This window comes from Brevibacillus sp. HD3.3A (genome assembly GCF_013284375.2).
In the GTDB taxonomy this organism is placed as follows: Bacteria; Bacillota; Bacilli; order Brevibacillales; family Brevibacillaceae; genus Brevibacillus; species Brevibacillus parabrevis.
In genome coordinates this window covers 5,174,156-5,199,332 of sequence record NZ_CP085874.1, presented here as the reverse complement: position 1 = coordinate 5,199,332, position 25,177 = coordinate 5,174,156, and the positions used below count along the sequence as shown (strand labels likewise).

21 protein-coding genes are annotated in these 25,177 nt (G+C 54.5%); 15 read left to right on the top strand and 6 right to left on the bottom strand.

Translation table 11 applies throughout. The annotated features are described in order from the left end of the window. Positions 1-7 precede the first annotated feature (7 nt). From addB to purU, 12 genes are all read left to right on the top strand, one after another. Positions 8-3,505 carry a helicase-exonuclease AddAB subunit AddB gene (addB, locus tag HP435_RS24305; protein ID WP_173598545.1) on the top strand — a complete coding sequence of 1,166 codons (3,498 nt, stop codon included), beginning with the start codon at positions 8-10 and terminating at the stop codon, positions 3,503-3,505. Beyond that, complete coding sequence (gene addA, locus HP435_RS24300; protein ID WP_173596766.1) at positions 3,474-7,286, top strand: helicase-exonuclease AddAB subunit AddA; 3,813 nt, start codon at positions 3,474-3,476, stop codon at positions 7,284-7,286. The genes addB and addA overlap by 32 nt, the downstream gene beginning before the upstream one ends. 178 nt (positions 7,287-7,464) lie before the next feature. Then, the gene (locus tag HP435_RS24295; RefSeq protein WP_173598544.1) at positions 7,465-7,938 is read left to right on the top strand and encodes a DinB family protein; all 474 of its coding nucleotides are present in this window, start codon (positions 7,465-7,467) and stop codon (positions 7,936-7,938) included. Between the two features lie 110 nt (positions 7,939-8,048). Beyond that, positions 8,049-9,455: a branched-chain amino acid transporter BcaP gene (locus HP435_RS24290; protein ID WP_122964341.1), complete on the top strand. Its 1,407-nt coding sequence runs from the start codon at positions 8,049-8,051 to the stop codon at positions 9,453-9,455. Positions 9,456-9,562: 107 nt separating this feature from the next. Next, on the top strand, positions 9,563-10,081 hold the full coding sequence (locus HP435_RS24285) for a ribonuclease FAU-1 family protein (protein WP_122964342.1): 519 nt from the start codon (positions 9,563-9,565) through the stop codon (positions 10,079-10,081). Positions 10,082-10,330: 249 nt separating this feature from the next. Continuing rightward, positions 10,331-11,065: a UMP kinase gene (pyrH, locus tag HP435_RS24280; RefSeq protein WP_122964343.1), complete on the top strand. Its 735-nt coding sequence runs from the start codon at positions 10,331-10,333 to the stop codon at positions 11,063-11,065. Positions 11,066-11,351: 286 nt separating this feature from the next. Continuing rightward, the gene (locus HP435_RS24275) at positions 11,352-13,550 is read left to right on the top strand and encodes a DNA topoisomerase III (RefSeq protein WP_122964344.1); all 2,199 of its coding nucleotides are present in this window, start codon (positions 11,352-11,354) and stop codon (positions 13,548-13,550) included. Positions 13,551-13,824: 274 nt separating this feature from the next. Then, positions 13,825-15,015, top strand: a complete 1,191-nt coding sequence (locus HP435_RS24270; protein WP_173598543.1) for an HlyD family secretion protein — start codon at positions 13,825-13,827, stop codon at positions 15,013-15,015. Then, positions 15,012-15,770, top strand: coding sequence for an ABC transporter ATP-binding protein (locus tag HP435_RS24265; RefSeq protein WP_122964346.1), 759 nt, complete (start codon positions 15,012-15,014; stop codon positions 15,768-15,770). The genes HP435_RS24270 and HP435_RS24265 overlap by 4 nt, the downstream gene beginning before the upstream one ends. Beyond that, positions 15,767-16,906 carry an ABC transporter permease gene (locus HP435_RS24260; RefSeq protein ID WP_122964347.1) on the top strand — a complete coding sequence of 380 codons (1,140 nt, stop codon included), beginning with the start codon at positions 15,767-15,769 and terminating at the stop codon, positions 16,904-16,906. The genes HP435_RS24265 and HP435_RS24260 overlap by 4 nt, the downstream gene beginning before the upstream one ends. Positions 16,907-16,923: 17 nt before the next feature. Continuing rightward, positions 16,924-17,595 (top strand): TetR/AcrR family transcriptional regulator, encoded by a 672-nt coding sequence (locus HP435_RS24255; protein ID WP_173598542.1) that lies wholly within the window; start codon positions 16,924-16,926, stop codon positions 17,593-17,595. A 112-nt stretch (positions 17,596-17,707) separates the two neighbouring features. Beyond that, positions 17,708-18,604 carry a formyltetrahydrofolate deformylase gene (gene purU / locus HP435_RS24250; RefSeq protein WP_122964349.1) on the top strand — a complete coding sequence of 299 codons (897 nt, stop codon included), beginning with the start codon at positions 17,708-17,710 and terminating at the stop codon, positions 18,602-18,604. A 149-nt stretch (positions 18,605-18,753) separates the two neighbouring features. Here the strand turns inward: purU and HP435_RS24245 are convergent, their stop codons facing one another. From HP435_RS24245 to HP435_RS24235, 3 genes are all read right to left on the bottom strand, one after another. Next, positions 18,754-19,068: a DMT family transporter gene (locus HP435_RS24245; protein WP_122964350.1), complete on the bottom strand. Its 315-nt coding sequence runs from the start codon at positions 19,066-19,068 to the stop codon at positions 18,754-18,756. Further along, positions 19,068-19,406, bottom strand: coding sequence for a DMT family transporter (locus HP435_RS24240; RefSeq protein WP_063230881.1), 339 nt, complete (start codon positions 19,404-19,406; stop codon positions 19,068-19,070). Before HP435_RS24240 ends, HP435_RS24245 begins: the two co-directional genes overlap by 1 nt. 61 nt (positions 19,407-19,467) lie before the next feature. After that, positions 19,468-20,037 (bottom strand): TetR/AcrR family transcriptional regulator, encoded by a 570-nt coding sequence (locus HP435_RS24235; RefSeq protein WP_122964351.1) that lies wholly within the window; start codon positions 20,035-20,037, stop codon positions 19,468-19,470. A gap of 321 nt (positions 20,038-20,358) precedes the next feature. Between HP435_RS24235 and HP435_RS24230 the strand changes: the two genes are divergently transcribed. Together HP435_RS24230 and HP435_RS24225 are read left to right on the top strand one after the other, a co-directional pair. Then, on the top strand, positions 20,359-20,748 hold the full coding sequence (locus HP435_RS24230; protein ID WP_122964352.1) for a hypothetical protein: 390 nt from the start codon (positions 20,359-20,361) through the stop codon (positions 20,746-20,748). 30 nt (positions 20,749-20,778) lie between these two features. Further along, positions 20,779-21,291 (top strand): hypothetical protein, encoded by a 513-nt coding sequence (locus tag HP435_RS24225; protein WP_173598541.1) that lies wholly within the window; start codon positions 20,779-20,781, stop codon positions 21,289-21,291. Between the two features lie 81 nt (positions 21,292-21,372). Here HP435_RS24225 and HP435_RS24220 read toward each other — a convergent pair whose 3' ends face one another. Then, a complete protein-coding gene (locus HP435_RS24220) occupies positions 21,373-22,293 on the bottom strand; it encodes a LysR family transcriptional regulator (protein ID WP_173598540.1) in 921 nt (306 codons plus the stop codon). 125 nt (positions 22,294-22,418) lie between these two features. Here HP435_RS24220 and HP435_RS24215 point away from each other — a divergent pair, with 125 nt between their 5' ends. Continuing rightward, positions 22,419-23,639 (top strand): MFS transporter, encoded by a 1,221-nt coding sequence (locus tag HP435_RS24215; protein WP_173598539.1) that lies wholly within the window; start codon positions 22,419-22,421, stop codon positions 23,637-23,639. On the opposite strand, the gene HP435_RS24210 is transcribed toward HP435_RS24215, so the two are convergent. Together HP435_RS24210 and HP435_RS24205 are read right to left on the bottom strand one after the other, a co-directional pair. After that, positions 23,602-24,297 (bottom strand): alpha/beta hydrolase, encoded by a 696-nt coding sequence (locus HP435_RS24210; RefSeq protein ID WP_122964356.1) that lies wholly within the window; start codon positions 24,295-24,297, stop codon positions 23,602-23,604. The two genes, HP435_RS24215 and HP435_RS24210, sit on opposite strands and share 38 nt — an antisense overlap. A gap of 190 nt (positions 24,298-24,487) precedes the next feature. Further along, the gene (locus HP435_RS24205) at positions 24,488-25,144 is read right to left on the bottom strand and encodes a CoA transferase subunit B (protein ID WP_173598538.1); all 657 of its coding nucleotides are present in this window, start codon (positions 25,142-25,144) and stop codon (positions 24,488-24,490) included. Positions 25,145-25,177 lie beyond the last annotated feature (33 nt).

The following is a 25,177-nucleotide window of genomic DNA, read 5'->3' as shown; positions in this document are numbered from 1 at the left end:
AAACAACATGGCAGTCCAATTCATACTGGGACGGGCAGGAACGGGCAAGACAGAAGCGATTCGTCAGCAGATGCAACAGCGACTGCGTGAACAGCCGCTGGGTACGCCGATGATTTTGCTTGTGCCGGAACAGGCCAGCTTTCAGGAAGAATACGCCCTCGCCACCTTGCCCGGGCTGAGTGGCGTGATTGGCTCGCAAGTATTGAGCTTCGGACGGCTGGCTCATCGGCTGCTACAAGAACTAGGGGATTTAACGACGGTAGCGGTTGACGATCTCGGAAAGCACATGGTGCTGCGCATGCTTTTGGAGCGGCATAAAGAGGAGCTACAAGTATTCGGGCGGTCTGCGATGCAGCCGGGCTTCGCCTCCCAGCTCGGCCGTCTGATCAGCGAGTGCAAGTCGTATGGCGTTTCTTTTACCCAATCGGAAAATGTGGATTGGGGGGGAGCGAACCTCAATCAAAAAATAAGCGACTTGCGGCTGATCATGAACGCCTATGAAGGATACATGGCAGAGGGCTACTGCGATGCGGACGATATTTTGAACCGGGTAGCGGTCATGGTGCCTGACTCCGCGTACATCCGACAAGCGGAAATTTTTATCGACGGCTTTACCGGCTTTACCAACCAGGAGCTGAGAGTCATCGAGCAACTGATGCTGCATGCCAGACAGGTGACGATTGCCCTGACGTTGGACCCGGACGAACGGGATGCTTCTGTCGATGAGCTTGGATTGTTCCATCCGACGTTGCGCACGTATCAGGCGCTGTCACTTATGGCGCGAGAAGCGGGTGTTTCCATCGCCAAACCGCTGCTTTTGAACGAGACAAGGCGCTTTGTGACCAGTCCGTGGCTGCGCCAGCTTGAGCAGGCTTATTTCCAATGGGGAGCGCCGCCGCCTGTCGGTGAGGCTGGGCGCACGGATGAGGTAGCTCTGCTCTCTGCCGTGAACAGGCGGGCCGAAGTGGAAGCCGTCGCGCTGAAAATTGTCGCGCTTGCCAGGGAAGAAGGATACCGCTGGAGAGATATGGCGATCTTGCTGCGGGAAATCGGCACGTATGCCGATGAAATCTCGGCTGTATTTACCGACTACGGCATCCCGCACTTTTTGGACAAGAAGCGTACAGTGATGAATCATCCGTTGGTGGAGCTTGTGCGGTCGGCTTTGGAGGTCGTCACAACGAAATGGCGGTATGACGCGGTTTTTCGCTGTTTGAAAACAGACTTGCTCGTAATGGACATTACGGACGAACGCACGGCTCGCAAGGAAATCGACCGATTGGAAAACTATGTGCTGGCACACGGCGTATTCGGCTACCAATGGGCGGAGGAGTCTGCGTGGCGTTTTCGCGGACAAGCCGGGGCTGCGGAAGATGCGCAGGCTGATGAGCTGAGGCGCAAGTACGCTGCTCCGCTGCTTGCCTTTGAACGGGAGCTGAAGCAGGCCACGGGCAAAAGCGTTCGGGACATGACGCTCGCCCTGTACAACTTGCTGATCGCTCTCGATGTGCCAAACAAGCTGGAATATTGGCAGCGAAAAGCTGAAAAAGAGGGCGATCTCGATGCGGCGCAGGTGCATGGTCAGGTGTGGACCGGGCTTGTCGAGCTGATGGATCAAGTCGTAGAGGTCATGGGCGACGAAAGCATGGATTTGGCTACTTATGCGCGTGTCCTCGACAGCGGACTGGAGTCGATTGAGCTTGGACTTGTACCGCCCGCGCTGGATCAAGTGCTGGTCGGGGCCATGGAGCGTTCCCGCCAGCCTGACGTCAAGGCGCTGTTTATTCTCGGAGTGAATGAAGGGATTATTCCTTTGCGCCCGAAAGAAGAAGGCATTTTGGATGAGGCTGAGCGCGAGCGGCTGGCAGAAATGGGACAATCGCTTGCGCCAAGTGCCAAGCAAAAGCTGATGGCAGAGCCGTATCTTTTGTACCAGGCGATGACGCGGCCGTCCGAGCGGCTGACGATGAGCTGTGCCCTGGCCGATGAAGAGGGCAAGGCATTATTGCCGTCCGCGGTGTTCTCGCGCATCAGGGAAGTGCTGCCGGGTTTGTCGCACGAAGTGTTTTACAACGAGCCGACTGGCGAAGCGGATACAGACGCCTTTTTGCTTGGGCAGCCGAGAAGGGTGTTTCGCCACCTGCTTACCCTTTTGCGCTCGATGAAAAAGACGGGCGAGCTGCCTGTCTTCTGGTGGGAAGTGTACGACTGGTACCTTCGTTCCTCGACAGAGGAGCTGCGGGAAAAATGGCTGCTGGGCGGCTTGCGCTACCGCAATCTCCCGGAAGAGCTGGACAGGCAGACGAGCGCGACTTTGTACGGAAAGCAGTTGAAAATGAGCGTGTCGCGTCTGGAACGCTTTCAGGCGTGTCCGTTTTCCCACTTTTCCTCGCACGGCTTGCGGCTGTCCGAACGGACGATGTACAAGCTGGAGCGGTTCGATGTAGGGGAATTGTTCCACGCCTCGCTCAAACGCGCCGTGGAAAAAATGAATCAGGAAAATCTGGAGTGGAGCAGGCTGACGGAAGACCACAGCATGCAACTGGCCAGCGAAGTCGTGTCTGAGCTGGTGCCGCAGACGAGAAGCAGCATCCTCACCCGGACAGCTCGCTATCGCTATTTGTCCGGCAAGCTGATGCGAGCGGTTGGCCGCGCCATTTACGTGCTGGGAGAGCATGCGAAGCGCAGCCGTTTTGCTCCGGTAGGGCTGGAAGTTTCCTTCGGGCCGGGTTCGGATTTGCCAGGCTTGGTGCTGACGCTTGATAACGGCGTGGAGTTGCAGTTGATCGGACGCATCGACCGTGTGGACCAGTCGCTGGACAGTGAGGTTCCGTATTTGCGCGTCATCGACTACAAATCAAGTCCCAAGCAGCTATCGCTTTCAGACGTGTGGAACGGGCTGAACTTGCAACTGCTCGTCTACCTGGATGTCGTCGTGGAAAACGCAGAGGCATGGCTGGGCAAAAAGGCGGAGATGGGCGGCGTCTTCTACTACCAGGTGGCGGACCCGTTTGTGACAGCCAAGCGGTTGCTGACAGCCGACGAAGCAGCCAAGGAGCGGGCCAAGCGTTTGCGCATGAAAGGGCTGATGCTGGCTGATCCGGAGCTGGCCAGGATGATGGACGGATATGTCGAGCAAGGCCCGTCCGAGTTGGTTCCTTTTGAACTGAAAAAAGACGGAACGCTTTCTTCGCGTTCTTCTGTGGCGACAGCCGAGCAATTCCAGGCATTGACGACATACGTGCGCGATACGGTGAAGCAAATCAGCACGCGGATGACGGACGGGGAAATACAAATCCAGCCTTATTCCAACGGCACGATGACGGCGTGCGATTACTGTTCGTACAAGCCTGTGTGCCAGTTTGACGGGGAGACGGGCGGCAATGAGCACAGGCAGCTGTCCAAATGGAACAACAAACAAATCTGGAGCATGCTGGCCGAACAGCAGCTGACAGGAGAGGGGGATGCCACGGATGGCGGAGCAAGCGATGCAGGCCAAGCCTGAGCAGTGGACAGACGAACAATGGCAAGCGATCATTCAGCGCGGGAGCAATCTGCTCGTCGCGGCGGCGGCAGGCTCGGGGAAGACGTCCGTGCTGGTCGAGCGGATTATCCGGCGCATCATGGATGAGCACGACCCTGTCGGCGTCGACCAGCTTTTGGTTGTGACTTTTACCAATGCCGCGGCGGCCGAGATGCGTCACCGGATTGGCGACGCGCTGCAAAAGGCGCTCAAGGAGCAGCCGCATTCCGCGCATTTGCGCAGACAGCTGGCGCTCTTGCAGCGGGCTACGATTACGACGCTGCACTCCTTTTGCCTTGGCATTCTGCGGCAGTATTACTATTTGCTTGAGCTTGACCCGGATTTTCGCATCGCCGACCAGATGGAAGGCGAGCTGCTCCGGCAAGACGTTCTGGAGGAACAGCTGGAGAACTGGTATGAAACCGACCCGGATTTTCACGCGCTGGCAGATATCATGCTGGACGGGCAGGACGATCAGTCACTGGCTGTGCTGCTGTTGCGATTGTACGAGTTTTCCCGCAGCCATCCTTCCCCCGAGCAATGGCTTGCCGAGGCAGCCGCTATGTTTGACATCCCGCCAGGAAAAGGGCTAGACGGGCTAGTCTGGGCCAACAGCGTGCTGCAATCTGTGCAGCTGCAACTCGTCGGCATGGCGGGGAAAATGAGCAGGGCGCAGGAACTGGCGGCGTCGCCAGAAGGTCCGGCGGCGTACTTGCCGCTTTTGCAGGCGGAGGCTCAGGCGCTAAGAGAAGCTGCGGCTTCGTGCAAGCAAGGCTGGGAAGCAGCGAGCCAGGCTGTTTGCGGGGTGACGTTTGCCAAGCTGCCACCCGTGAAGGGAACGGACCCGGATACGAAGGATCAGGTTCAGGGGCTGCGCAACGGCGTGAAAAAGGAGCTTTCCGAGCTGATCGAGCAGTATTTTTCGATGACAGCCGAGCAGTATGCTGCCGATTTGCAGCGGATTGCTCCGCACATGAAGACGCTGGCGCGACTCGTTACCGAGTTTTCCGACGCTTTCCAACTGGAAAAGCGCTCGCGCGGCTTGGTGGACTTCGGCGATCTGGAGCATCTTGCCTTGAGCATTTTGATGACGACCGATGACGCTGGCGAGCTTGTTGCTTCTTCCATATCCGAGCAGCTGCGCGATCAGTTCGCGGAAGTGCTCGTCGACGAATATCAGGATATCAATCTCGTGCAGGAAACGATCTTGCGCATGGTTTCGCGCGACGGAACAAACGAGTCTGTGGCAAACCGCTTTATGGTAGGAGATGTCAAGCAGAGCATTTACCGCTTTCGCTTGGCTGAGCCGAAGCTGTTTCTGGAAAAGTATTTGACTTACCGTCAAGCAGGCGAAGCCGATCCGGGACGACGAATCGATCTGGCAGCCAACTTCCGGAGCCGACGCGAGGTTGTCGATGCGGTCAACTTTTTGTTTCGGCAAATCATGTCTCCGGGCGTCGGGGAGATTGACTACGATCAGTCAGCCGAGCTGATCAACCGCGCATCGTATCCCGAAGCGGAGCCAGGCAGGCTGCAGGCGGAAGTGCATCTGATCAATCGCAGCACGGCCGAGCCAGAGCAGGGACAGGCGTGGTCGGCAGAGGTGAGCGATGAGGGCGAGACGGCAGGCGTTCCCGATACAGCTGGTGAGACGGTGGAAGAAGCGAGCGTCGCCCAACTGGAGGCGCGGCTGATCGCCAGCCGCATTCGCCGCTGGATGGAACCGGGAGAGGGAGAGTCTCCCCTGCTTGTCTTTGATAAAAAAGCAGGCGGAATGCGTCCGCTTGCGTACCGGGATATCGTCATCCTGCTGCGTGCGACCTCTGGCTGGGGGCAGACGATGCAGGATGAGTTGCACGCTGCGGGGATTCCTGTCTACGCCGAACAGACGGCAGGGTATTTCGCTGCGACAGAAGTAGAGACGATGCTGTCGCTTCTGCGCGTGATTGACAATCCTTTGCAGGACATTCCGCTCGCGGCCGTTTTGCGTTCGCCGATTGTCGGTCTGCGCGAGGAACAGCTTGCGCACATCCGCATCGAGTATCCAACGGGGCCGTTTCACCTGGCTGTCATTCAGTATGCAGAGGAGCGGGCGGCGCAAGAAGCGTGGGAAAAACGGCTGCGCCACTTTTTCTACAAGCTGGAAGGCTGGCGGACGCATGCCCGCAGAGGGGCGCTGTCCGAGCTGTTGTCCGTCTTGTATCGCGAGACAGGCTACCTCGACTATGTGGCAGCGCTGGAAAACGGGCAGCAGCGGCAGGCCAATTTGCGCGCGCTTTACGATCGGGCACGCCAGTACGAAGCGGGCTCTTATCGCGGCTTGTTCCGCTTTTTGCGCTTCGTGGACAGGCTTCAGGAAGCAGGCAATGACATGGGCGAGGCGCGCACGATCGGAGAAAACGAGGATGTCGTGCGGATCATGACGATCCATAAGAGCAAAGGGCTGGAGTTCCCTGTCGTGTTCGTGGCAGGCATGGGCAAGCAGTTCAACACGATGGATTTGAAAAGCGCCTTTTTGCTGCACAAGGACTTGGGCTTTGGCCCGATGGCCGTAGAGCCGTCCATGCAGCTTCGCTACCCGAGCATCGCGGCATTGGGTATTCGCCAGCAACTGCGCCGGGATATGCTCGCGGAAGAAATGCGCGTGCTGTACGTCGCTTTGACGCGCGCCCGCGAAAAGCTGATTCTCGTCGGCTCGGCGAAAGACTTGGCCAAAAGCGTGACGGATTGGGGCAGGCAAGGCGACGGGGAGCGGCTCAGCGATGAAGATTTGATCCAGGCCAAAGGATATTTTGACTGGGTCGGCCGTGCCTTGCTGCGGCATCCGTCAGCGGGAGACTTGCGCGCTTATCCGCAGACGCAAGGAGCAGGAGAAGCAGTACGGGTCAGAACGATTATCGACGACTCAGACTGGTCTTTTCATTTTTACCAGGCAGACGAGCTAAAGGCACAACAGGAAGCTGCCAGCGACGACATGAATTTGTGGGAGCGAGTGACGAGACGGGAAGCAATCGCGGAGCGGCCTCGCGACGAAGCGTTGCGAGAGTTGGTACAGTCCAGGCTCGGCTGGTCTGACCCGCACCCGATCACTCCCGGAGTAGCAGCCAAGTGGAGCGTCAGCGAGCTTACGCGAATGGCCAAGGTCACGAAAAATGGTCAGCCGTTCGCCTTGCCTTCCATTACGGAAAAGCCGAAGTTTTTGGCTGAACAAAAGTCGAATCGTTTGACGGCGGCTGAAAAAGGGACGATCACGCACCTGGTCTTCCAGCATCTTGACTTGCAGCGAGCGCTGGATGAGGCGGATATTCGCGAGCAAGTCGCGGAGCTGGCGGCGCGCCGCTTTTTGACGGAGGAGCAGGTACAGGCGGTAGACGTTGCCCAGATTGCCCGATTTTTTGCCGATCCGCTTGGACAGCGCATGAAAGCGGCCAAGGCTGTCCACCGCGAGCTGCCATTTACCTTGGCGCTTCCAGCCCATGAGGTAGAGCCACAGCTTGCCGAAGCTGCTGCCGAGAGAATCATCGTCCAAGGGGTGATCGACTGTCTGTTGGAGGAAGAGGACGGCGGTCTTGTTTTGATCGACTTCAAGACAGACTGGATGGCGAAGGAAGCTTCAGCGAACGCGATGGAAGAAATGAAACGAAGATACAATGGGCAAATCAGTCTCTACATTCGGGCGATCAAACAAATTATCAACCCTTCCCGGGAAGTGGAAAGCCATCTGTATTTGCTGTCAGGAGGCTACTCGATCCGTTTTACTTAGCCGCAGGATGAAGGACCAGAGGCTCAGAGGCTCAGAGGCTCAGAGGTTCAAAGGAAAAGCACCGTTTTCAGTCGAAAGCGGTGCTTTTTTGCAGGCTTATCCGTTACCGATAGCACAGATGCGAACATATGTGCTAATATGAATGGAATGGAAACTTTTCTTGCGGGAGGTATCGGGGATGAAAGAGCTGTTTGCCTACAACTGGCTGGTGCGGGATGAATGGTTTGCATGGTGTGCCAAGCTGCCGGACGAAGAATTGCTGCAAAAAAGAGTCGGCGGAGCGGGGAGCATCCTGTACACGCTGTTTCATGTAGCTGATGTGGAGTATAGCTGGCTGCGCGGTGTACAGGGGAAGCCCGATGTCCAGTTGTCCTACGAGGAGCATCAATCGCTTGGGCAAATCAAAGCGCTGTCAGACGAGTGGCGAGAAGAGCTGCGCGAGTTTCTGGACAGTTGGACACAAGCTGGCGAGACGGAGCCTGTGCGTGTGGAATGGAGCGCAGAGGAATACGTCAAAGGTGAAATCTTGCGCCATGTGATCGCTCACGAAATTCACCATATGGGGCAGCTGTCTGTTTGGGCAAGAGAGCTTGGACGTCCTCCCGTCTCTGCCAATTTCATCGGCAGAGGGCTTATGCGCAGCAACGGCTAAGCGCTGAGCGCAATCCCGCTTGGGAAAGCATGCATAATTTTCCTCCTGCCTGCTCATACTCCAACTGTTTCGATTGCAACTGGAATGTCCGGGCGGGAGGTACGCACAATATGGCGTTAAAAGAACAGTTATTGAGGAAAAAGTCGATTGAAAGCTTGCTCGCGCAGGTAGAGAGCAAGCATGGAGCGCTGAAAAAATCGCTGGGCGCGTTTGATTTGACCATGCTTGGCATCGGGGCGATTGTCGGTACAGGCATTTTTGTGCTTACAGGAGTGGCGGCGGCTGAGCACGCTGGCCCTGCACTGGTCTTGTCCTTTGTCTTGTCCGGGCTTGCCTGCGTGTTTGCCGCTTTGTGCTACGCCGAGTTCGCCTCGACGGTTCCTGTATCGGGGAGCGCCTATACTTACAGCTATACGGCTTTTGGCGAACTGGTAGCCTGGATGATCGGCTGGGACCTGATCTTGGAGTACGGGGTAGCTTCGGCTGCGGTGGCGAGCGGCTGGTCGGGATATGCGCAAGGACTGCTTGCCGGTTTTGGCATTCATTTGCCTGTAGCCTTGACCAATGCATTCGACACTTCCAAAGGCACGATCATCGATTTGCCAGCGGTCGTCATTATTTTTGTCATTACGCTTTTGCTTATGAAGGGGACGCGAGAGTCAGCCAAGTTCAACACGGTCATGGTGCTGATCAAGGTGGCGGTCATTCTCCTGTTTCTCATTGTCGGGATCGGCTACGTCAAGCCGGAAAACTGGAGTCCGTTCATGCCGTTTGGCTTTGCCGGGGTAGCGACGGGCGCTGCTACTGTCTTCTTTGCTTTTATCGGATTCGACGCAGTTTCTACGGCTGCCGAGGAAGTGCGCAACCCGCAGCGCGACATGCCGATCGGAATCATTACTTCGCTTCTGGTGTGCACCTTGCTCTATATCGCCGTCTCCCTGACGCTGACAGGCATCGTGCCGTATGACATGCTGAACGTGAAAAATCCGGTAGCTTTTGCTTTGAATTACGTCAAGCAGGACTGGGTGGCTGGCTTCATTTCACTCGGGGCGATTGTCGGCATTACGACGGTACTGCTGGTGATGATGTACGGGCAGACCCGGCTGTTTTTTGCCATGAGCCGTGACGGCTTGTTGCCCGCTGTGTTTTCACGGGTGAACCCAGAGACGCAAGTGCCGCAAAAGAGCACAATCATCGTCGGCATTCTCGTCGCCATTTTCAGCGGATTGTTGCCGCTGAACAAGCTGGCTGAACTGACGAACATCGGAACGCTGTTCGCGTTTATTCTCGTTTCCATCGGTGTGGTTGTGCTGCGGAGGACGAATCCGGAATTGCGGCGCTCGTTTCGCACGCCGCTTGTTCCGCTCGTTCCGATTTTGGCAGTGCTGTTCTGCGGCTATTTGGTGTATAGCTTGCCGTCTATTACCAAAATCGGCTTCATCGCCTGGCTGATTGCTGGCGCGATCGTCTATTTTTTGTACGGACGCAGGCACAGCCATTTGCGGGATGGCAAATAGCGACAGATGAGGCATGTTCTTGCGGGAACATGTCTTTGTTTGCATCTGACAAAACCATCCAATTCGTGGTAGAGTAAAAGGAACCAAAATGACGAGGAGCACTGGCCATGAAGCGAAAACGAGCAGACCGACCTGGATGGAGACGCGTCAAGCGAATGGGCTATCAGGAAAAGTGGGTAGAGGCTTTGTCTTTTTCCGGGTATGCTGTTCGTTTGACTCTGGACGAAGTAACGGAGCCTGCCTACATGCCTGTTGGGGAAAAGCTGCTGTGCGTAGGCGACAGAGGGTATGTGTACCTGCAATACTTTCCACATGAAAAGCCTTATGCCGTCACGAAGATGATGGACGAGCTGGGAAATACCGTCCAGTGGTACATCGACATCTGCAAGGCGCATGGCAAGGACGAGAGCGGTCATATCTGGTATGACGATCTTTACCTCGACATTGTGGTGCTGCCGCAGGGCGAAGTGTATTTGCTCGACCAGGATGAACTGGATGAAGCGCTGCAAAAAGGTGTGATTGACAGCGACGAGCACAGCTTCGCTACCGAGGTTGCCGATCAGCTCCTGCGGGATATTTTGGCTGGTAAGCGAGATGCTTTTGATTTTCCGAATTTCTTTGCATAATGGGCAAGACGTGCATAAAATGAGGATGAGTTCCAGACCATTTTACGATGAAGATGAAGGAGGGGGAATCCGAATGACAATGCCAATGCAAAGCAAGCAAGTCCAATTCCCCTGTATTTTGTGAAGAACGAAGGCTGTCATTGCTTTCGTTCTTTTTTTGAGCCGTAAAAGGGGATGGAGGCGAGCAGGGCATCTATCGCTATCGCTTGTTTGGAAGCAAAAGAAAAAGCGGATTGAGGAGGAGACGCCATGAGGTATAAGCGGGTGTTGGTCAAATTGAGCGGTGGAGCGGTTGCGCAGGAGAACGGGTTTGGTTTTGATCCGGTTCAGTTAGAGCATATCGCGGGGGAAATTTATTCTTTGCTGGACATGGGCGTCGAGGTCGCAATCGTCATTGGCGGCGGCAACATTTTCCGGGGAAACATGGCGGACCAGTGGGGGATCGAGCGGGTCGAGGCAGACAACATCGGAACGTTGGCAACCGTGATCAACAGCCTGATGCTTCGCGGGGTGTTAAAGGCTCGCGTCAATACGGAAGTCCGGGTCATGACAGCTGTGCCGATCAATGCGGTCGCGGAACCGTATATCCGCCTGCGCGCCGTGCATCATCTGGAAAAGGGCTACGTAATCATTTTTGCTGGCGGAAACGGTCAGCCGTACGTAACGACAGACTATCCAGCGGTGCAACGCGCCCTGGAGGTGGAAGCAGATGCGTTGCTGGTGGCAAAGCATGGAGTAGATGGCGTGTACACGGCCGATCCGCGCAAAGATGCGACCGCACGCCAATATGTGGAAGTATCGTTTGACGAGGTAGTCCGGGAAGACCTGCGCGTCATGGACCAGTCCGCGATGATTTTGGCGAGAGATTACGGCTTGCCGCTGCACGTCTTCAATTTCAACGAGCCTGGAGCGATGGCGCAAATCTGTCGCGGAGAGCAGGTCGGAACGTTTATCAGCAAAGACGGCAGAGCCGTTTACAAGTGATAGGCAATATAGGGCAAAACGAAGTAAGGCCGCTCCTTTTTAAAAAAGGGCGGTTTTTTTTAGTGAGGCAGTTTCTTTTGTTTTGCGAATGAACAGGAAGCATGGAAGGTGATGACGTGGAGAAAAGCACTTTTTACTACTGAAAATTGAGCTTAGCGAACTATCAGATGAAGAAGAAAGCACCGGAAATGACCCCCTTAGGAAAAATAACCAGCAGATAAAGTCCTCTCGGGACGGTTTTTTGTTTAGAATGGAAAGATAGCGACTGATTGAAAGGGTGTCACAGATGAGCAAAACACTTGTGCTGGCGGAAAAGCCGTCCGTCGGGCGAGATATCGCGAAAGTATTGCAATGCCAGAAAAAAGGGAACGGTTTTCTGGAAGGTGATAAATATATTGTGACGTGGGCGTTGGGGCATCTGGTGACGCTGGCCGATCCGGAGGTTTACGGGCAGCAGTTCAGCTCCTGGCGCATCGAAGATTTGCCGATCATGCCGTCGCCTTTGAAGCTTGTCGTCATCAGGGAGAGCAACAAGCAGTTCCAGACTGTGAAGCAGCAAATGCGGCGCAGCGACGTCTCGCAAATCGTCATTGCAACCGATGCCGGGCGCGAAGGCGAGCTTGTCGCCCGCTGGATCATCGAGATGGCCCATGTGCAAAAGCCGATCAAGCGTCTGTGGATTTCTTCCGTGACCGACAAGGCGATTCGCGATGGGTTTCGCAATCTGAAGGACGGCAAGCAGTATGAAAATCTGTACGCCTCCGCAGCCGCTCGCGCAGAAGCGGACTGGCTCGTCGGCATCAATGCGACCCGCGCCTTGACAACCAAGCACAACGCCCAGCTGTCGTGCGGCCGCGTCCAGACGCCTACGCTTGCGATCGTGGCTTCCCGAGAGGAAGAAATTCGCCGCTTTACGCCCAAGCCTTTTTACGGCCTGAGAGCTGTAACAGACCAGGCGATCTCGCTCCAATGGCAAGATCAGAAGACGAAAGACATCAAAACGTTTTCCAAAGAGAAGGCAGACCAGCTGCTCGCCTCCTTGAAGCAGGAAAAAAGCGCGGAAGTAAGCGAAGTCACCCGCGCACACAAAAAGACGTACGCTCCACAGTTGTACGATTTGACTGAACTGCAAAGGGACGCCAACCGGATGTTCGGCTATTCGCCAAAAGAGACGCTGTCCATCATGCAGAGCCTTTATGAGCATCATAAAGCCGTCACTTATCCGCGCACCGATTCCCGCTATCTCTCGGCAGATATCGTAGAGACGCTGCCAGACAGGGTCAAGGCGGTGCAGATGAAGCCGTACGCGCCACTCGCAGCCAGAATTTTGCGGTCGCCGATCAAAGCGGCGAAGTCGTTTGTCGATGACAGCAAAGTATCTGACCACCATGCGATCATCCCGACAGAGCAAGCGGTGTTTCTCGGGGATTTGAGCGACAAGGAGCGCAAAATTTTCGACCTGGTCGTCAAGCGCTTCCTTGCCGTGCTTTTGCCGCCGTTTGAGTACGAACAAACCACGATCCAGGCAAAAATCGGCGGAGAGTGGTTTGTCGCCAAAGGAAAAACGGTGCTGGCCCAAGGCTGGAAAGAAGCGTACGACCACGATGTGGCAGACGAAGAAGGTCAGGATGAACTGAAAGAGCAATGGCTGCCCAAGATAGAAAAAGGCGATCGCTTTCAGATTCAAAATGTGGCGCAAACAAAAGGCGAGACGAAGCCGCCGGAGCCGTTCACAGAGGCAAGCCTGCTGTCCGCGATGGAAAATCCGGCCAAATACATGGCAAACGAGAGCAAAGAGCTGATCAAGACGATCGGAGAAACGGGCGGGCTTGGTACGGTCGCCACGCGCGCAGATATTATCGAAAAGCTGTTTAACAGCTTCCTGTTGGAAAAGCGGGGCAAGCATGTGTTTGTGACGGCGAAAGCCAAGCAGCTACTGGAGCTTGTTCCCGACGAGATGCAATCGCCTACTTTGACCGCCCAGTGGGAGCAAAAGCTTGCCGCAATCGCCAAAGGCAGCTTGAACAAGCGAGCGTTTATCGAGGAAATGCGAACGTACGCCAAAGAAGTGGTGCAGGAAATCAAAAACAGCGACAAAGCCTTCCGCCACGACAACCTGACGAGAAGCAAATGCCCGGAGTGCAGCAAGCTTTTGCTGGAAGTCAACGGAAAGCGCGGCAAAATGCTCGTCTGCCAGGACAGGGAGTGCGGCTATCGCAAAAACATTTCCAAGCAGACAAACGCGAGATGCCCGAAATGCCACAAGCGGCTGGAGATGCGCGGTGAGGGAGAAGGGCAAATGTTTGTATGCGCGTGCGGGCACAAAGAGAAGCTGTCTACTTTCAAGGATCGCCGGGACAAGGAAAAGGGTAGCAAGCTGTCCAAAAAGGAAGTGGCCAACTACTTGAAAAAGCAGGAGCATACCGACGACGATGGCATCAACTCTGCGCTGAAAGACGCTTTGTCCAAATTCAAGTTCGAGTAATCGCAGCACAACTCGCAAACGCCCAGGTCGCATATGGACCGGGGCGTTTTTTCTTTGAGTAGCGAAAAAAAGCGATTGCATGTCGGGCGGAAGGGGCATATACTCAGAGTATAAAAGTGAGTAATCACTCGCTTTTATGTTTTACAAAATGATAACCAGCCATCATGGATAAACGAATCCCCCATGAACATGCAAAAGCAAGCGAAAACGCGCTCTTTTTTTACACATCAGCAAAAGTGAGCGCTCACTATTATACGAAACGAGGAGATGTTGCATGAAGCGTATTTTGCGCACGGTATGGATCGGCAGTCTGGCTCTTGCCTTGTCAGGCTGCGGGTTGTTCGGCGAAAAGCAGCCGTCTTTGTCCGGAACGATTGAAGCAGATGAATGGCCTGTCGTGGCAGAAGTAGGCGGGACGGTGACGAGGGTGATCGCCGAGGAAGGAAGCACGGTGAAAAAAGGCGAAGTGCTGGCGGAAATCGATCAGCGCAGCTACCAGATCAGCGTCGCAGAAGCGAAAGCAGCATTGGAACAGGCGAAAGCCAAACTGGAGGAAGCGAAGGCAGGCTCCCGCGACCAGACGATTCAGAAGGGAGTGGCAGCCGTCCAGCAAGCGAACGCCAACATCCGCTTGGCACAGGCCAGAAGCAGTCAGGCCGAAGCGGGGATTGCCAGAGCGAGACAGCAGTTGGCGCAGGTCGAGGCGCAGCGCGAGGGAGCGGAGGAGACGCTGCATTTTCAGCAAAAACGGCTTCAGGAAGTGACGGCTCTGTACGAAAAAGGCGCGATCTCGCAAAAAGACCTGGACATGCAAAAAGAAGCGGTGAACCAGGCGACGACGCAGCTGAACCAGTGGACGGCCCAGGTGGCGCAAGTCAAAGCGGCGTACAGCTCGGCAGAGGAGGAGGCAGCTGCGGCGGTAGCCCAGATCGGCACAGCCAAGGCGCAGGAGCAAGGGGCGCAGGCAGAGCTTGATTTGGCCCGGGAAGGCAGCACGGTCTATACGATCCGCGCTTTGCTTGCCGCGCAGGAGCAGGCTCAGGCCAGGCTCGACCAGGCGATGCTGCAACTGGACAAGACCCGGGTAGTCGCAGCAGAGGACGGCGTGTTGTTGCGGTCCTCCGTCGAGCAGGGCGAAGTGGCGAAAACCGGAGCTACGCTGTTCACGATGATGAAGGCCGATCAGCTCAAACTCGTCGTCTACATCCCGGAAGCGCAGCTGAATCGCGTGCAAAAAGGGCAGGAAGTCGGCATACAGGTGGACGCGTATCCGAACGAGACGTTTAAAGGGACGATCAGCCGGATTTCGGAAAAGGCGGAATTTACCCCGAAAAATGTGCAGACGCAAGATGAGCGGACGAAGCTCGTTTTTGCGGTGACGATTGACGTGGCAAAAGGGCAGGAGAAAATCAAGCCGGGGATGCCAGCAGACGTGCTGTTGCCAGAAGGAGAGAACGCCCAATGAACGTCGCCATTGAGTGCCAGCAACTGACAAAGCGTTTCGGAGAGCGCACCGCCGTCAACCAGCTGACTTTGACAGTGCCAAAAGGTTCGATCTACGGCTTCCTCGGCCCGAACGGCTCGGGCAAGTCGACGACGATTCGCATGCTGTGCGGGCTGATGACGCCCACGACTGGCAGCGGCACGGTGCTTGGCTACGACGTGATGACACAGAGCGAGGAGATCAAGCAGCGAATCGGCTACATGTCGCAAAAGTTCAGCCTGTATGAAGATTTGACAGTGGAAGAAAATCTCGATTTTTACGCGGGCGTGTATCAGCTTGGCGCAGCAGAGCGCAAGCAGCGAAAAGCCGAGCTGATCGAGATGGCTGGTTTGACAGGACGCGAGAAGCAGCTGGCAGGCTCGTTGTCCGGCGGCTGGAAGCAGCGTCTTGCCTTGTCCTGCGCTTTGCTGCACAAGCCGGAGCTGTTGATTTTGGATGAGCCGACCGCGGGAGTCGATCCGGTGTCCCGGCGCATTTTTTGGGACGTCATTCACGAGCTGGCGAAGCAAGGAATTACTGTGCTCGTGACCACGCACTACATGGATGAGGCCCAGACGTGCGACTGGATCGGCTTCATTTTCTTTGGCAATTTGCTTGCCGAAGGAACTCCCGGGGAATTGATTGAGCGCATGGAAGCGAACAATCTGGAGGACGTGTTTATCGAGCTGGTACGGCGGGAGGAAGCGAGGCAGGCAGCAGAGGGGGGAGCGCGATGAAGCGGTTCGTCTGGGAGCGCTACTGGTCCGTCGTCAAAAAAGAAGTGATCCAGATCAAGCGCGATCGGCCCAGTCTGGCGATTGCCCTGGTCATGCCGCTAATGCTGCTGTTTTTGTTCGGCTACGCCGTCAATACAGACGTGAGCGACATCAAGATGGCAGTTTGGAACCAAAGTCCTTCTGCGGCAAGCCGGGAGTTGGTCGAGCAGTTTGTCCACACGGAAATTTTTCAGGCAACAGCCAGTGTCAGCGGGTACCGCGAGCTGGAAGCGATGCTCGACGAAGGCACGGTGGACGTAGGCTTGGTGATCGGGCCGGACTACACGCGCAAAAAAGATCGGGGCGAGCCAGCCCACATCCAGCTGCTCATTAACGGCTCTGATCCGAATATCGCGCGCACCGCCATGTCCAACGCCCAACTGATCGTGCAGCATCAGGCGATCGCGCTCCAGGAAAAAAATCTGCAAAAACAAGGGCTGGGCGAGCTGCAACTGCCGCTTGAGCTGGATACACGGGTGCTGTTCAACCCGAATATGGAAAGCATCGTCTTCAACATCCCGGGCTTGATCGGGCTGATTATGCAAAATGTCACGATGATCTTGACCGCCTTTTCACTCGTGCGCGAAAAAGAACGGGGAACGATGGAGCAGCTCGTGGTGACGCCGATTCGTCCGTTGGAGCTGATGCTGGGCAAAATTACGCCGTACGTCGGTGTCGGCCTGTTTTCCTTTTGCCTCGTGCTCCTGGTCGGAACAGCCTGGTTCGGAGTGCCTGTCAAAGGCAGCATCGGCCTGTTGGTCGCCTTGTCAGTCCTGTTTCTCGTGACGACGCTGCTCCTCGGGATTTTTATCTCTACGGTAGCGAAGACACAGCTGCAAGCGATGCAGATGGCTTTCGCACTCATTCTGCCCAGCGTGCTTTTGTCCGGCTTCATGTTCCCGCGCGATTCGATGCCTGTCGTGATACAATGGTTGGGCGGGCTGGTCCCGTTGACTTATTTTCTGGAAATTCTGCGCGGAATCTTTTTGAAAGGCGTGGGCGCCGAGGCGCTCTGGAAAGACATCGTCGGGATGGGGGCATTCAGTCTGCTGATTTTGGCTGTCGCCATCGGAAGGTTTCGCAAGAAGATTGAATAGAGGAGCGTACGTGACGTATGAACAAGCCGCCATCGTTTGAAGAGGGCCTGTTGCAATATGTGGAGGAGCTGAAGGACGAGAGCGAGATGACGGAGAAGCAGCGCAATATTTTGCGAGCCTCTGTCAAGCTGTTTGCGGAAAAAGGATTTCACGCCAGCTCAACCGCGGAGATCGCCAAAGAGGCAGGAGTGGCCGAAGGAACGATTTTCCGTCATTACAAATCGAAAAAAGACATCTTGCTTGCGGTTGTCGCCCCTGTACTGGTGAAGTTCGCGGCACCGTTCATCTTGAAGGACTTGCGCGAGATTTTCCGGGAGCAGGCGCAAAAGCCGTTCGGAGAAATCGTGGCGGAGCTGTACCGCAATCGCTTGAATCTGGTCGATGCCAACGAGAAGCACATCCGCATCTTGCTGCAGGAGGCGTTTTTCCATCCGGAGATTCGGGAAGCGCTGATCGCGACCGTATTTGAAGACGCAAAAGCAATGGTGCAAAAGCTGATCGAAGCCAAAATCGACGCGGGCGAGCTGCGTCCACTGCCGAGCCAGGCTGTGTTTCGGGTCGTGCTGTCTTCCTTGATCGGAATGGTGCTGTTCCGCCAGGTGCTGGACAAGGAAGATTACGCCTATTATAGCGATGAAGAACAGATCGCTTTGACCGTAGATATTTTGTTGAACGGAATTGGCAAATGAGATTTTATCGATAAGGGAACGTTTTCTCTCTAATTGGCTGTAACAGAAAGGCCGCAAAGTGGTATAATTGCAAACAACTTTTTGCTGTTTGCTTTTGGAGGAGAGAGAAACCATGCATTTGTTATCAGAGAGAGACTGGCTCGCGTATCGGGAAAAAAACAAAGACCGTGCGCGCATGCTCATTTCCTGCCCGGACCGCGCGGGAATCGTGGCGGCTGTATCGAACTTTTTGTTTCAGCAAGGCGCGAATATCGTTCAGTCTGACCAGTACACGACAGACCCGGAAACAGGCCGCTTTTTCATGCGGATCGAATTTGATCTGATCAACCTGGAGGAGCGCTTTGAAGCGATCAAGGCCGAGTTCAGTCAAGTAGCGGAAAGCTTCAGCATGGACTGGTCGCTGGTGGAAGCGAACAAGCGCAAAAAAGTCGCGCTGTTTGTTTCCAAGGAAGATCACTGTTTGCTGGAGCTGCTCTGGCGCTGGAAGTCCGGCGAGCTGCACGCAGACATTTCGGTGGTTGTCAGCAATCACCCGGACATGCAGGAGACGGTGGAGTCTTTTGGCATCCCGTACCGCTGCATCCCGGTGACGAAGGACAACAAGCCGCAGGCTGAGCAAGAGCAGCTTGAGGCGGCGGAGGGCGTCGATCTGATCGTCCTGGCCCGCTATATGCAGATCTTGTCTCCGCGTTTTCTCACAGACTACGCGATGCGGATCATCAACATCCATCATTCGTTCCTCCCGGCCTTCGTGGGAGCGAAGCCGTACGAGCAGGCGTACCGCCGCGGCGTGAAGCTGATCGGGGCGACGGCGCATTACGTCACCGAGGAGCTGGATGCGGGGCCGATTATCGAGCAGGACGTGCAACGCGTATCGCACCAGGAAGATGTAGAAGCGCTGAAGCAGCTCGGACGCCAGGTAGAGCGCACCGTATTGGCGCGGGCTGTCCGCTGGCATCTGGAAGATCGCGTACTGGTTTACGGCAACAAGACGATCGTTTTCCCGTAACAGGTTGAATCGATTAGGCGTTCAGCAGGATCAACAGGAAAAAGCTTCCCCAGGCAGGGAAGCTTTTTTGTTTGGCGCGTTAAAGGCGATGTCCAAAGGGGGAAGAAGTCTCGCTTCGACGACCGTTTCTTTTAGGCTTAGGACTTAGGTCAGGACACAAGCTTCAAGCCAGTCACGCCGACGATAATCAGGAGCAAACTGGCGATACGGGCCACGCTTCGCGATTCGCCGAAGAAAATCATATTGAGCAAAACAGCGCCCGCCGTACCGATCCCGATCCAGACGGCATAGGCCACGCTCAGTTGCAGGTAGTTGAACGCCTGGTACAGAAAAGCGAAGGACAGGGCGAACCCGCCTGCAAACAAAGCGGTATGGAGCGCGTTCTTCTTTTGACTGAACAGCTTCAAGCCTACCACTCCGACGATTTCACAACTAGCAGCGAGAAAGACAAACAGCCAACCCATTATTGATGCACCTCTTTTTCTCCTCGATTGTCAGCCAGCTTCAAGCCGATGACTCCCAGCACGAGCAGCGCGATGAAGAGCAGTTTCAGCACGTTCATGCTGCCGCCGAACAAAAAGAAGTCCATGAGCACGGTTCCGACAGAGCCAGCGCCTGCAAAGATCGCGTATACGGTACCTGTCGGCAAGCCTTCACACGACTTGGTCAAAAAGTAGAAGTCGACAATAATCACGGCCACCAGCAGTGCCCACTGCCACAAAAACTGGGCGGTACTGAAGCCGTACACCCAGACCATTTCCAGCAAACACGTCATCATCACATACATCCAGTATTTTCTCATCTTCTATACACCTCGAAAAATGAATGATATTCAGTCATTTTCCCTCAAAAGAAAACATACTTTACGGCCGCAAAGCATGTTCCAGGAGGGTCAGCAATTCAGCTTTTTGTTTGGCCTCGTTATCAGCGTCGTACCCCGCGTACAGGTAGACTTGCTCGGCCGCAGACTCGATCAGTCCGATCAGCAGCTTCGCGGCAAGAGCCGGATTCAGCGTGTCGCGGACAAGCTTGCGCTTTTTGTCCGCTTCCAGCATGGAAGCCACCAGATCGTACAGGGGAGTGTAGATCGTCTCCCACTGGCTGATGTGTTCCGTCGTAGACAGGCCCGCGTAAATTAGGACGGAAACGTCGCGGTATTCAGCGGTAACCTGGAAAATGGCATCTACGAGTTGGCTCAGCTGCTCTTGCAAGGGAGCTTCGGGAGCAATCGCCGCCTCGATCTTTTTCATGAATTGCACGACCATCTGCTCGGCGATGGCAGGCATGACAGACAGTTTGGAAGGGAAGTAAAGATAAAACGTTCCATGCGCGATGCCCGCTTTTTGGGCAATGTCGGCGATCTTGGTTTTTTCGATGCCTTTTTCCTTGAACGCTTCGATGGACGCTTGAATGATCTTTTCCTTTTTATCCATGAGTCCGACTCTCCAATCGAAAATGACTGATTATCATTCATTTTAGCGGAAGTGCTTTTTGAAAGTCAAGTATCTGAAAACAGATGATCGGGAGAAAGAACCTAATCATAAAGAAGTAAGCTACTCTCTAATTTTCAATATTAGTTAAGTATTTGATGAAACAAAATTTTAAAAAAGGGCGTCAACTAATTTAGAAGGAGTATTTAAATCTGGGAAAAGATTGAAAAATACAAAATTAATATTTTTATTGATTTGATGCTAAATTGACAATAAAATTTACATATAAAACCATTTTTGTAACAATAAGAGGTGTGAAGTCTAATGAAAAAGATAGCAGCTTGGGTATTGAGTTTAGTTTTTATTTTCTCAGCTACTTCAGCTTTTGCTTCGTGGGGAAGTGACACTAGAACAAAGTGTGGAAAGACAGGTGGATACCCAGAATTTTATTGCAAGGGAATAACTGACTCTGAAGACGATGATTTGTGGGGGAAATCATATATTGAAGTTTATCGTGATGGGAAATATATTGACAATGACTCTTCAGCGAAAGTTAGCATGAAATATGGAAACGAAGCTGAGGCAATGGTTGAAGCAGCGAAATCTTCCAAAGGTGATAACTTTATCGAAGGATATACCACGCATAAATGGTATAGATCTAAAACTGAAGGAGCATTCGATCAACTTGACACTCGGGATTACTATCCGCATTAATAAAATTTTGAAAAAAGGTGATGATACGAAATGAAAAGAAAAGCAATTGTTTCTTTGTTAGTTGTGGCGGGGATTGCTGGCGCTCTTGGATCTTTTGCTCTGGCTGGTGAAAAAGCTACTCCCAGCAAGCCGCAAAAATTTGTAGCTGCAGAAAGCACCCGACCTGCTGAATTGAATGAAAAACTTCAGAAATCATGGGAAGTATCGATTAACAAGTTTGATATTGATACCGACCAATATACTGCTTACGATTATTTCGATAGAAAAGTCATTTTAGAGCAATTACCGGCAGAAGAGAGAATGAGTTACTCTGATGCTATTCTCCAAGCTGTTAACAGTGTGCGAAAAGAAGGCGACTTGATGCCCATGCTTCTAGTTAAAGATGATTTAAGCGAAACGATTATCGTCTTTCAACGAAAAGATGGAACGGGAACTTCTGTTGAATTAGTCTTGAAAGAGCAGGACAGCAATAAAAATAAAAGCCTGAGGTCAGAAAGTGAACAGCAGCGATCTTGGGCTTTAACATCTGTGGAGGAAAAGTAGACCAGCATCCTCAATAAAGGAACGTTTAAGCCACAGCAATAGCCTTAATCCAATCAAAAGCTGATCCATTACAGTAGCTTTTTACTGAGGATCAGCTTTTTTATTTGAAACGGCGCCCTTCCCCAATACCATCTCCAAAAACCGCTCCACCACAGGACGATGGCTGCTTTCCCCTGCACGCGTGCAGATGTAGACCGGGCGCTTGATCTCGACGCCGGGCACGGTTACGCGCCCGATTTCGTTGCGCTCGACCATTTCCTCGACAGCAAGCGCCGGGGCCAGCATCGTTCCGTACCCTGCACGCACAGATTGGATCGACTCGATCAGTCCGTGGTATTGCAGCCCGACCCGCGGGCGTCTGACGCCGTGCTCGCGGCAGAGGGAGAACAGCCATTCGCGCGTGGAACTGCCTTGTTCGCGGAGCAAAAAAGGTTCCTGAACGAGCTGCTCGATGCTGATTTCTTTGCCTGCCAACGGATGGGCTGCGGGGAGGATGAACCAGTAGAGCACATCTGTCATGTGGACGCGATCGATGGGCAGATTATCCTCCCACGCTTCTTTGATGACGATGGCGAGATCGACCTGGCAGCTCAGCAGTAGCTCAATCGATTGCAGCGAATTGCGGGTGCGGATTTCCACGTCGACATGCTCGTAGTGCTGTTTAAATTCAGCCAGCCACTTCGGGACGAGGTAGTTCGAGGGCAAGTAGGTGGAAGCGATGCGCAGCTTGCCTTTTTCGCCCTGTCTGATCTCGGCCAGCTGGGATTCGATTTCCCGTTCCCAGTCGTAGATGCGGCGCGCTTTTTCAAACAGAAACCGCCCTTCATCGGTGAGCGAAATTCCCCGCCCGTCGGGAGCGAGCAGCGATAAGCCCAGCTCGTTCTCCAGTTTGCGGATTTGGGCGCTTACGGCAGGCTGGCTGATCGCGAGCGCTTCTGCCGCGGCAGTGACACTTTGGCGTGAGGCGACTTCGACAAAAATGCGCAAGGCATGCAGGTTCATTTGGCTGCTCGCTCCTTCATTCATAATCATTACTTATGAATCGTGTATGAATATGTATTAGATCGGATGAATGATTCCTTGTATGGTAAGCGATAGAAGGCAAGGAGTAAAGGAGCAAACAAAAGATGAGAGAAATCAGCGGGAGAACGCAAGTCATCGCTGTGGCTTTGATCACAGCGCTTTGCATGCTGGGGGATTCCATGCTGTACGTGGTTTTGCCGCTCTATTGGAAGGAGGCCGGGTTGGACTCGCTGTGGGAAGTAGGCGTGCTGTTGTCGATCAACCGCTTGATCCGTGTTCCGCTCGGCCCGCTGATCGGAAAATGGTACGAACGGACAGGCGGGCGTGCCGGGCTGGTGGTGGCGGTCATTTTGGCTTTTGTGACGACTTTGTCGTACGGCTTTCAAGGTTTTTGGCTGTGGCTGGCGATGCGCTCCTTGTGGGGTGTCGCCTGGACGTTTTTGCGGCTGGGGGCTTACTCGTTGATTGTGACGGTGGCGGAAAGACATAACCGCGGACAACTGATGGGGTTGTACAACGGCTTGTATCGTCTGGGCAGCCTTGGCGGGATGCTCGCCGGAGCGCTGTTCGCCACCTGGTATGGCCTGTTGCCTGCTGCGCTCGTGCTCGCCTGCTGTTCGCTTGTTGCCCTTGTGCTCGTCTTCCTGTTTATTTGCCCGAGCTTCACCAACCAAACGGCGGTAGATGTGGAGGAGACAGGGGCGTCACCGTCACGAAGTTTGTGGCGGCAGGCAAGCATACAAAAGACCATGCTGACCGCGCTTTTGGTCACCATGGTGTATCAAGGGATGTTTGCCTCGACATTGAGCAGGCTCATCGAGCAGCGAACACCGCTGCTTGTGCTTGGGGGCTTGGTGCTGGGAGCCGCTGTTCTTTCCAGTCTGGCCCAAGGCGTTCGCTGGTGCTGGGAACCGTGGGCAGCCCCGGTAGTCGGCAGGCTGGCGGACCGATACGGCCGGAGAAAAATGTTCGTCGCGACTCTTTTGACAGGCTCGCTCCTGTTTGCCTGCATTCAGGGCGGTCTGCCTTTGGAGGCGTGGCTCGCGGTTTTGCTCGGCATTCAGTTGACGGCGACGATCATCACGACCGTAATGGATACGCTGGCGGCCGACGAAGCAGCCGGACAGACAAACATCACGGCCGTGATGACCTGCTACTCCGTCATTACCGATCTCGGAGCGGCGTTGGGTCCGCTAATTGCGTTTTGGCTGGATGAGCACGCGGGCCTGCCCGTCATGTACCTCGGACTCTCGATTGCGCTCTTCCTGATCGCGCTGTCTTGGAGCGTCAGACGAGGGCAGGGGAGTCAGGGAAGCGTTCCTTGAGCGTCGCGAGCACATCGTGAATCGCCGCTTCCTTGTCCGGGCCGTGCAAAAGCATGTGATTCGAATGCTCGTACCAGGTGATTTGCGGCGAAGCGGATTGGTCCACGCTGGTTGCGAGCAGTTGCGCACTGACGGCGTGGACCGTATCGTCGCGCATCGCTTGCAACAAGTAATACGGCGTCTTCACCTGGCGCAAAAGCGGCTTTGTTTCGGACAACAGTCGGCGAAACTGGAGCATGCTGCTGACCGGGATGCGGCCGATGCTTCTTATGTAGCGGCGCGAATGGGTGGGGAAGTCTTCGCGCAAATAGTGCAAGGCTTCTTTTACATCCCAGTATTTATATGGTGTGTTGATGGTGATTAACAGCTCGACAGGGTAGCGGGTCGTCAGATGAAAAGCGAGCAGGCCGCCCATGGAAAAGCCGATGATGACGATCGTCTCGGCGCGCATGGACAGGCGCTTGTAGCCTTCTTCGGCAGAGCGAAGCCAGTCGTTTCGCGTGCTCCGTGCCATTTGGCGGCGAGTCGTCCCGTGTCCTTCCAGAGTAGGGCATTCCACCTGGTAGCCAGCCTCGCGCAGCACTTTGGCGAGCGGCAAAATGTCGTTGATGTCTCCTGCGAATCCGTGGATGAGAAGACAACCGACTGTTCCTGACATCTTGATCTCTTCCTCTCAAATGTTGGGAATTTGGTTTTGTGTACGTATTATATACCGAATGAGGGAAGGAAGCGACTGCGCGGGTGCAGCTCTCAAAGAAAAGACCCCGTCACCTGTGCGGTAGCCGGGGCCGAGGGTATGGCGATGATGCATCTGCGCTTCATTTTCCGGCGCAGGAGAGCAGACAAGATTACAGACCGATCGTTTTCAGCTCAGGCGAGATGATCAGCTTCGGCTCGGTGCATGCCTGGATGTCTTCCGCGGTGTAGCCTTCCGCGACTTCGACCAGAACGAGTCCATCCGGTGTGACATCGAGGACGGCTCTGTCCGTGATGATGCGGTTGATCACTTTTTTGCCTGTAAGCGGGAGCGCGCATTGGTTCAAAATTTTCGTCTCGCCATGCTTGTTGACATGGTCCATGATGACGACGATTTTTTTCGCCCCATGCACCAGATCCATGGCTCCGCCCATGCCCTTGACCATTTTGCCCGGAATCATCCAGTTTGCCAGGTCACCCTCGGCGGAAACTTCCATCGCTCCCAAAATGGCGAGGTCGATGTGGCCGCCGCGGATCATCGCAAAAGATTCCGCGCTGGAAAAGTAAGCAGCGCCCGGTATCGCCGTAACGGTTTCTTTTCCGGCATTGATCAGATCAGGATCAAGTTCGTCTTCGGCCGGATAAGGCCCGATGCCGAGCAACCCGTTTTCCGATTGCAGGACGACAGTTTTTCCTTCCGGGATGTAGTTGGCAACCAGTGTAGGCATCCCGATTCCCAAGTTTACGTAAAAGCCATCCTCGATTTCTTGTGCAGCACGAGTGGCGATTTGCTCACGAGTAAGCGACATAATGGTTTCCTCCCTAAAAATGAGCTTGTATGT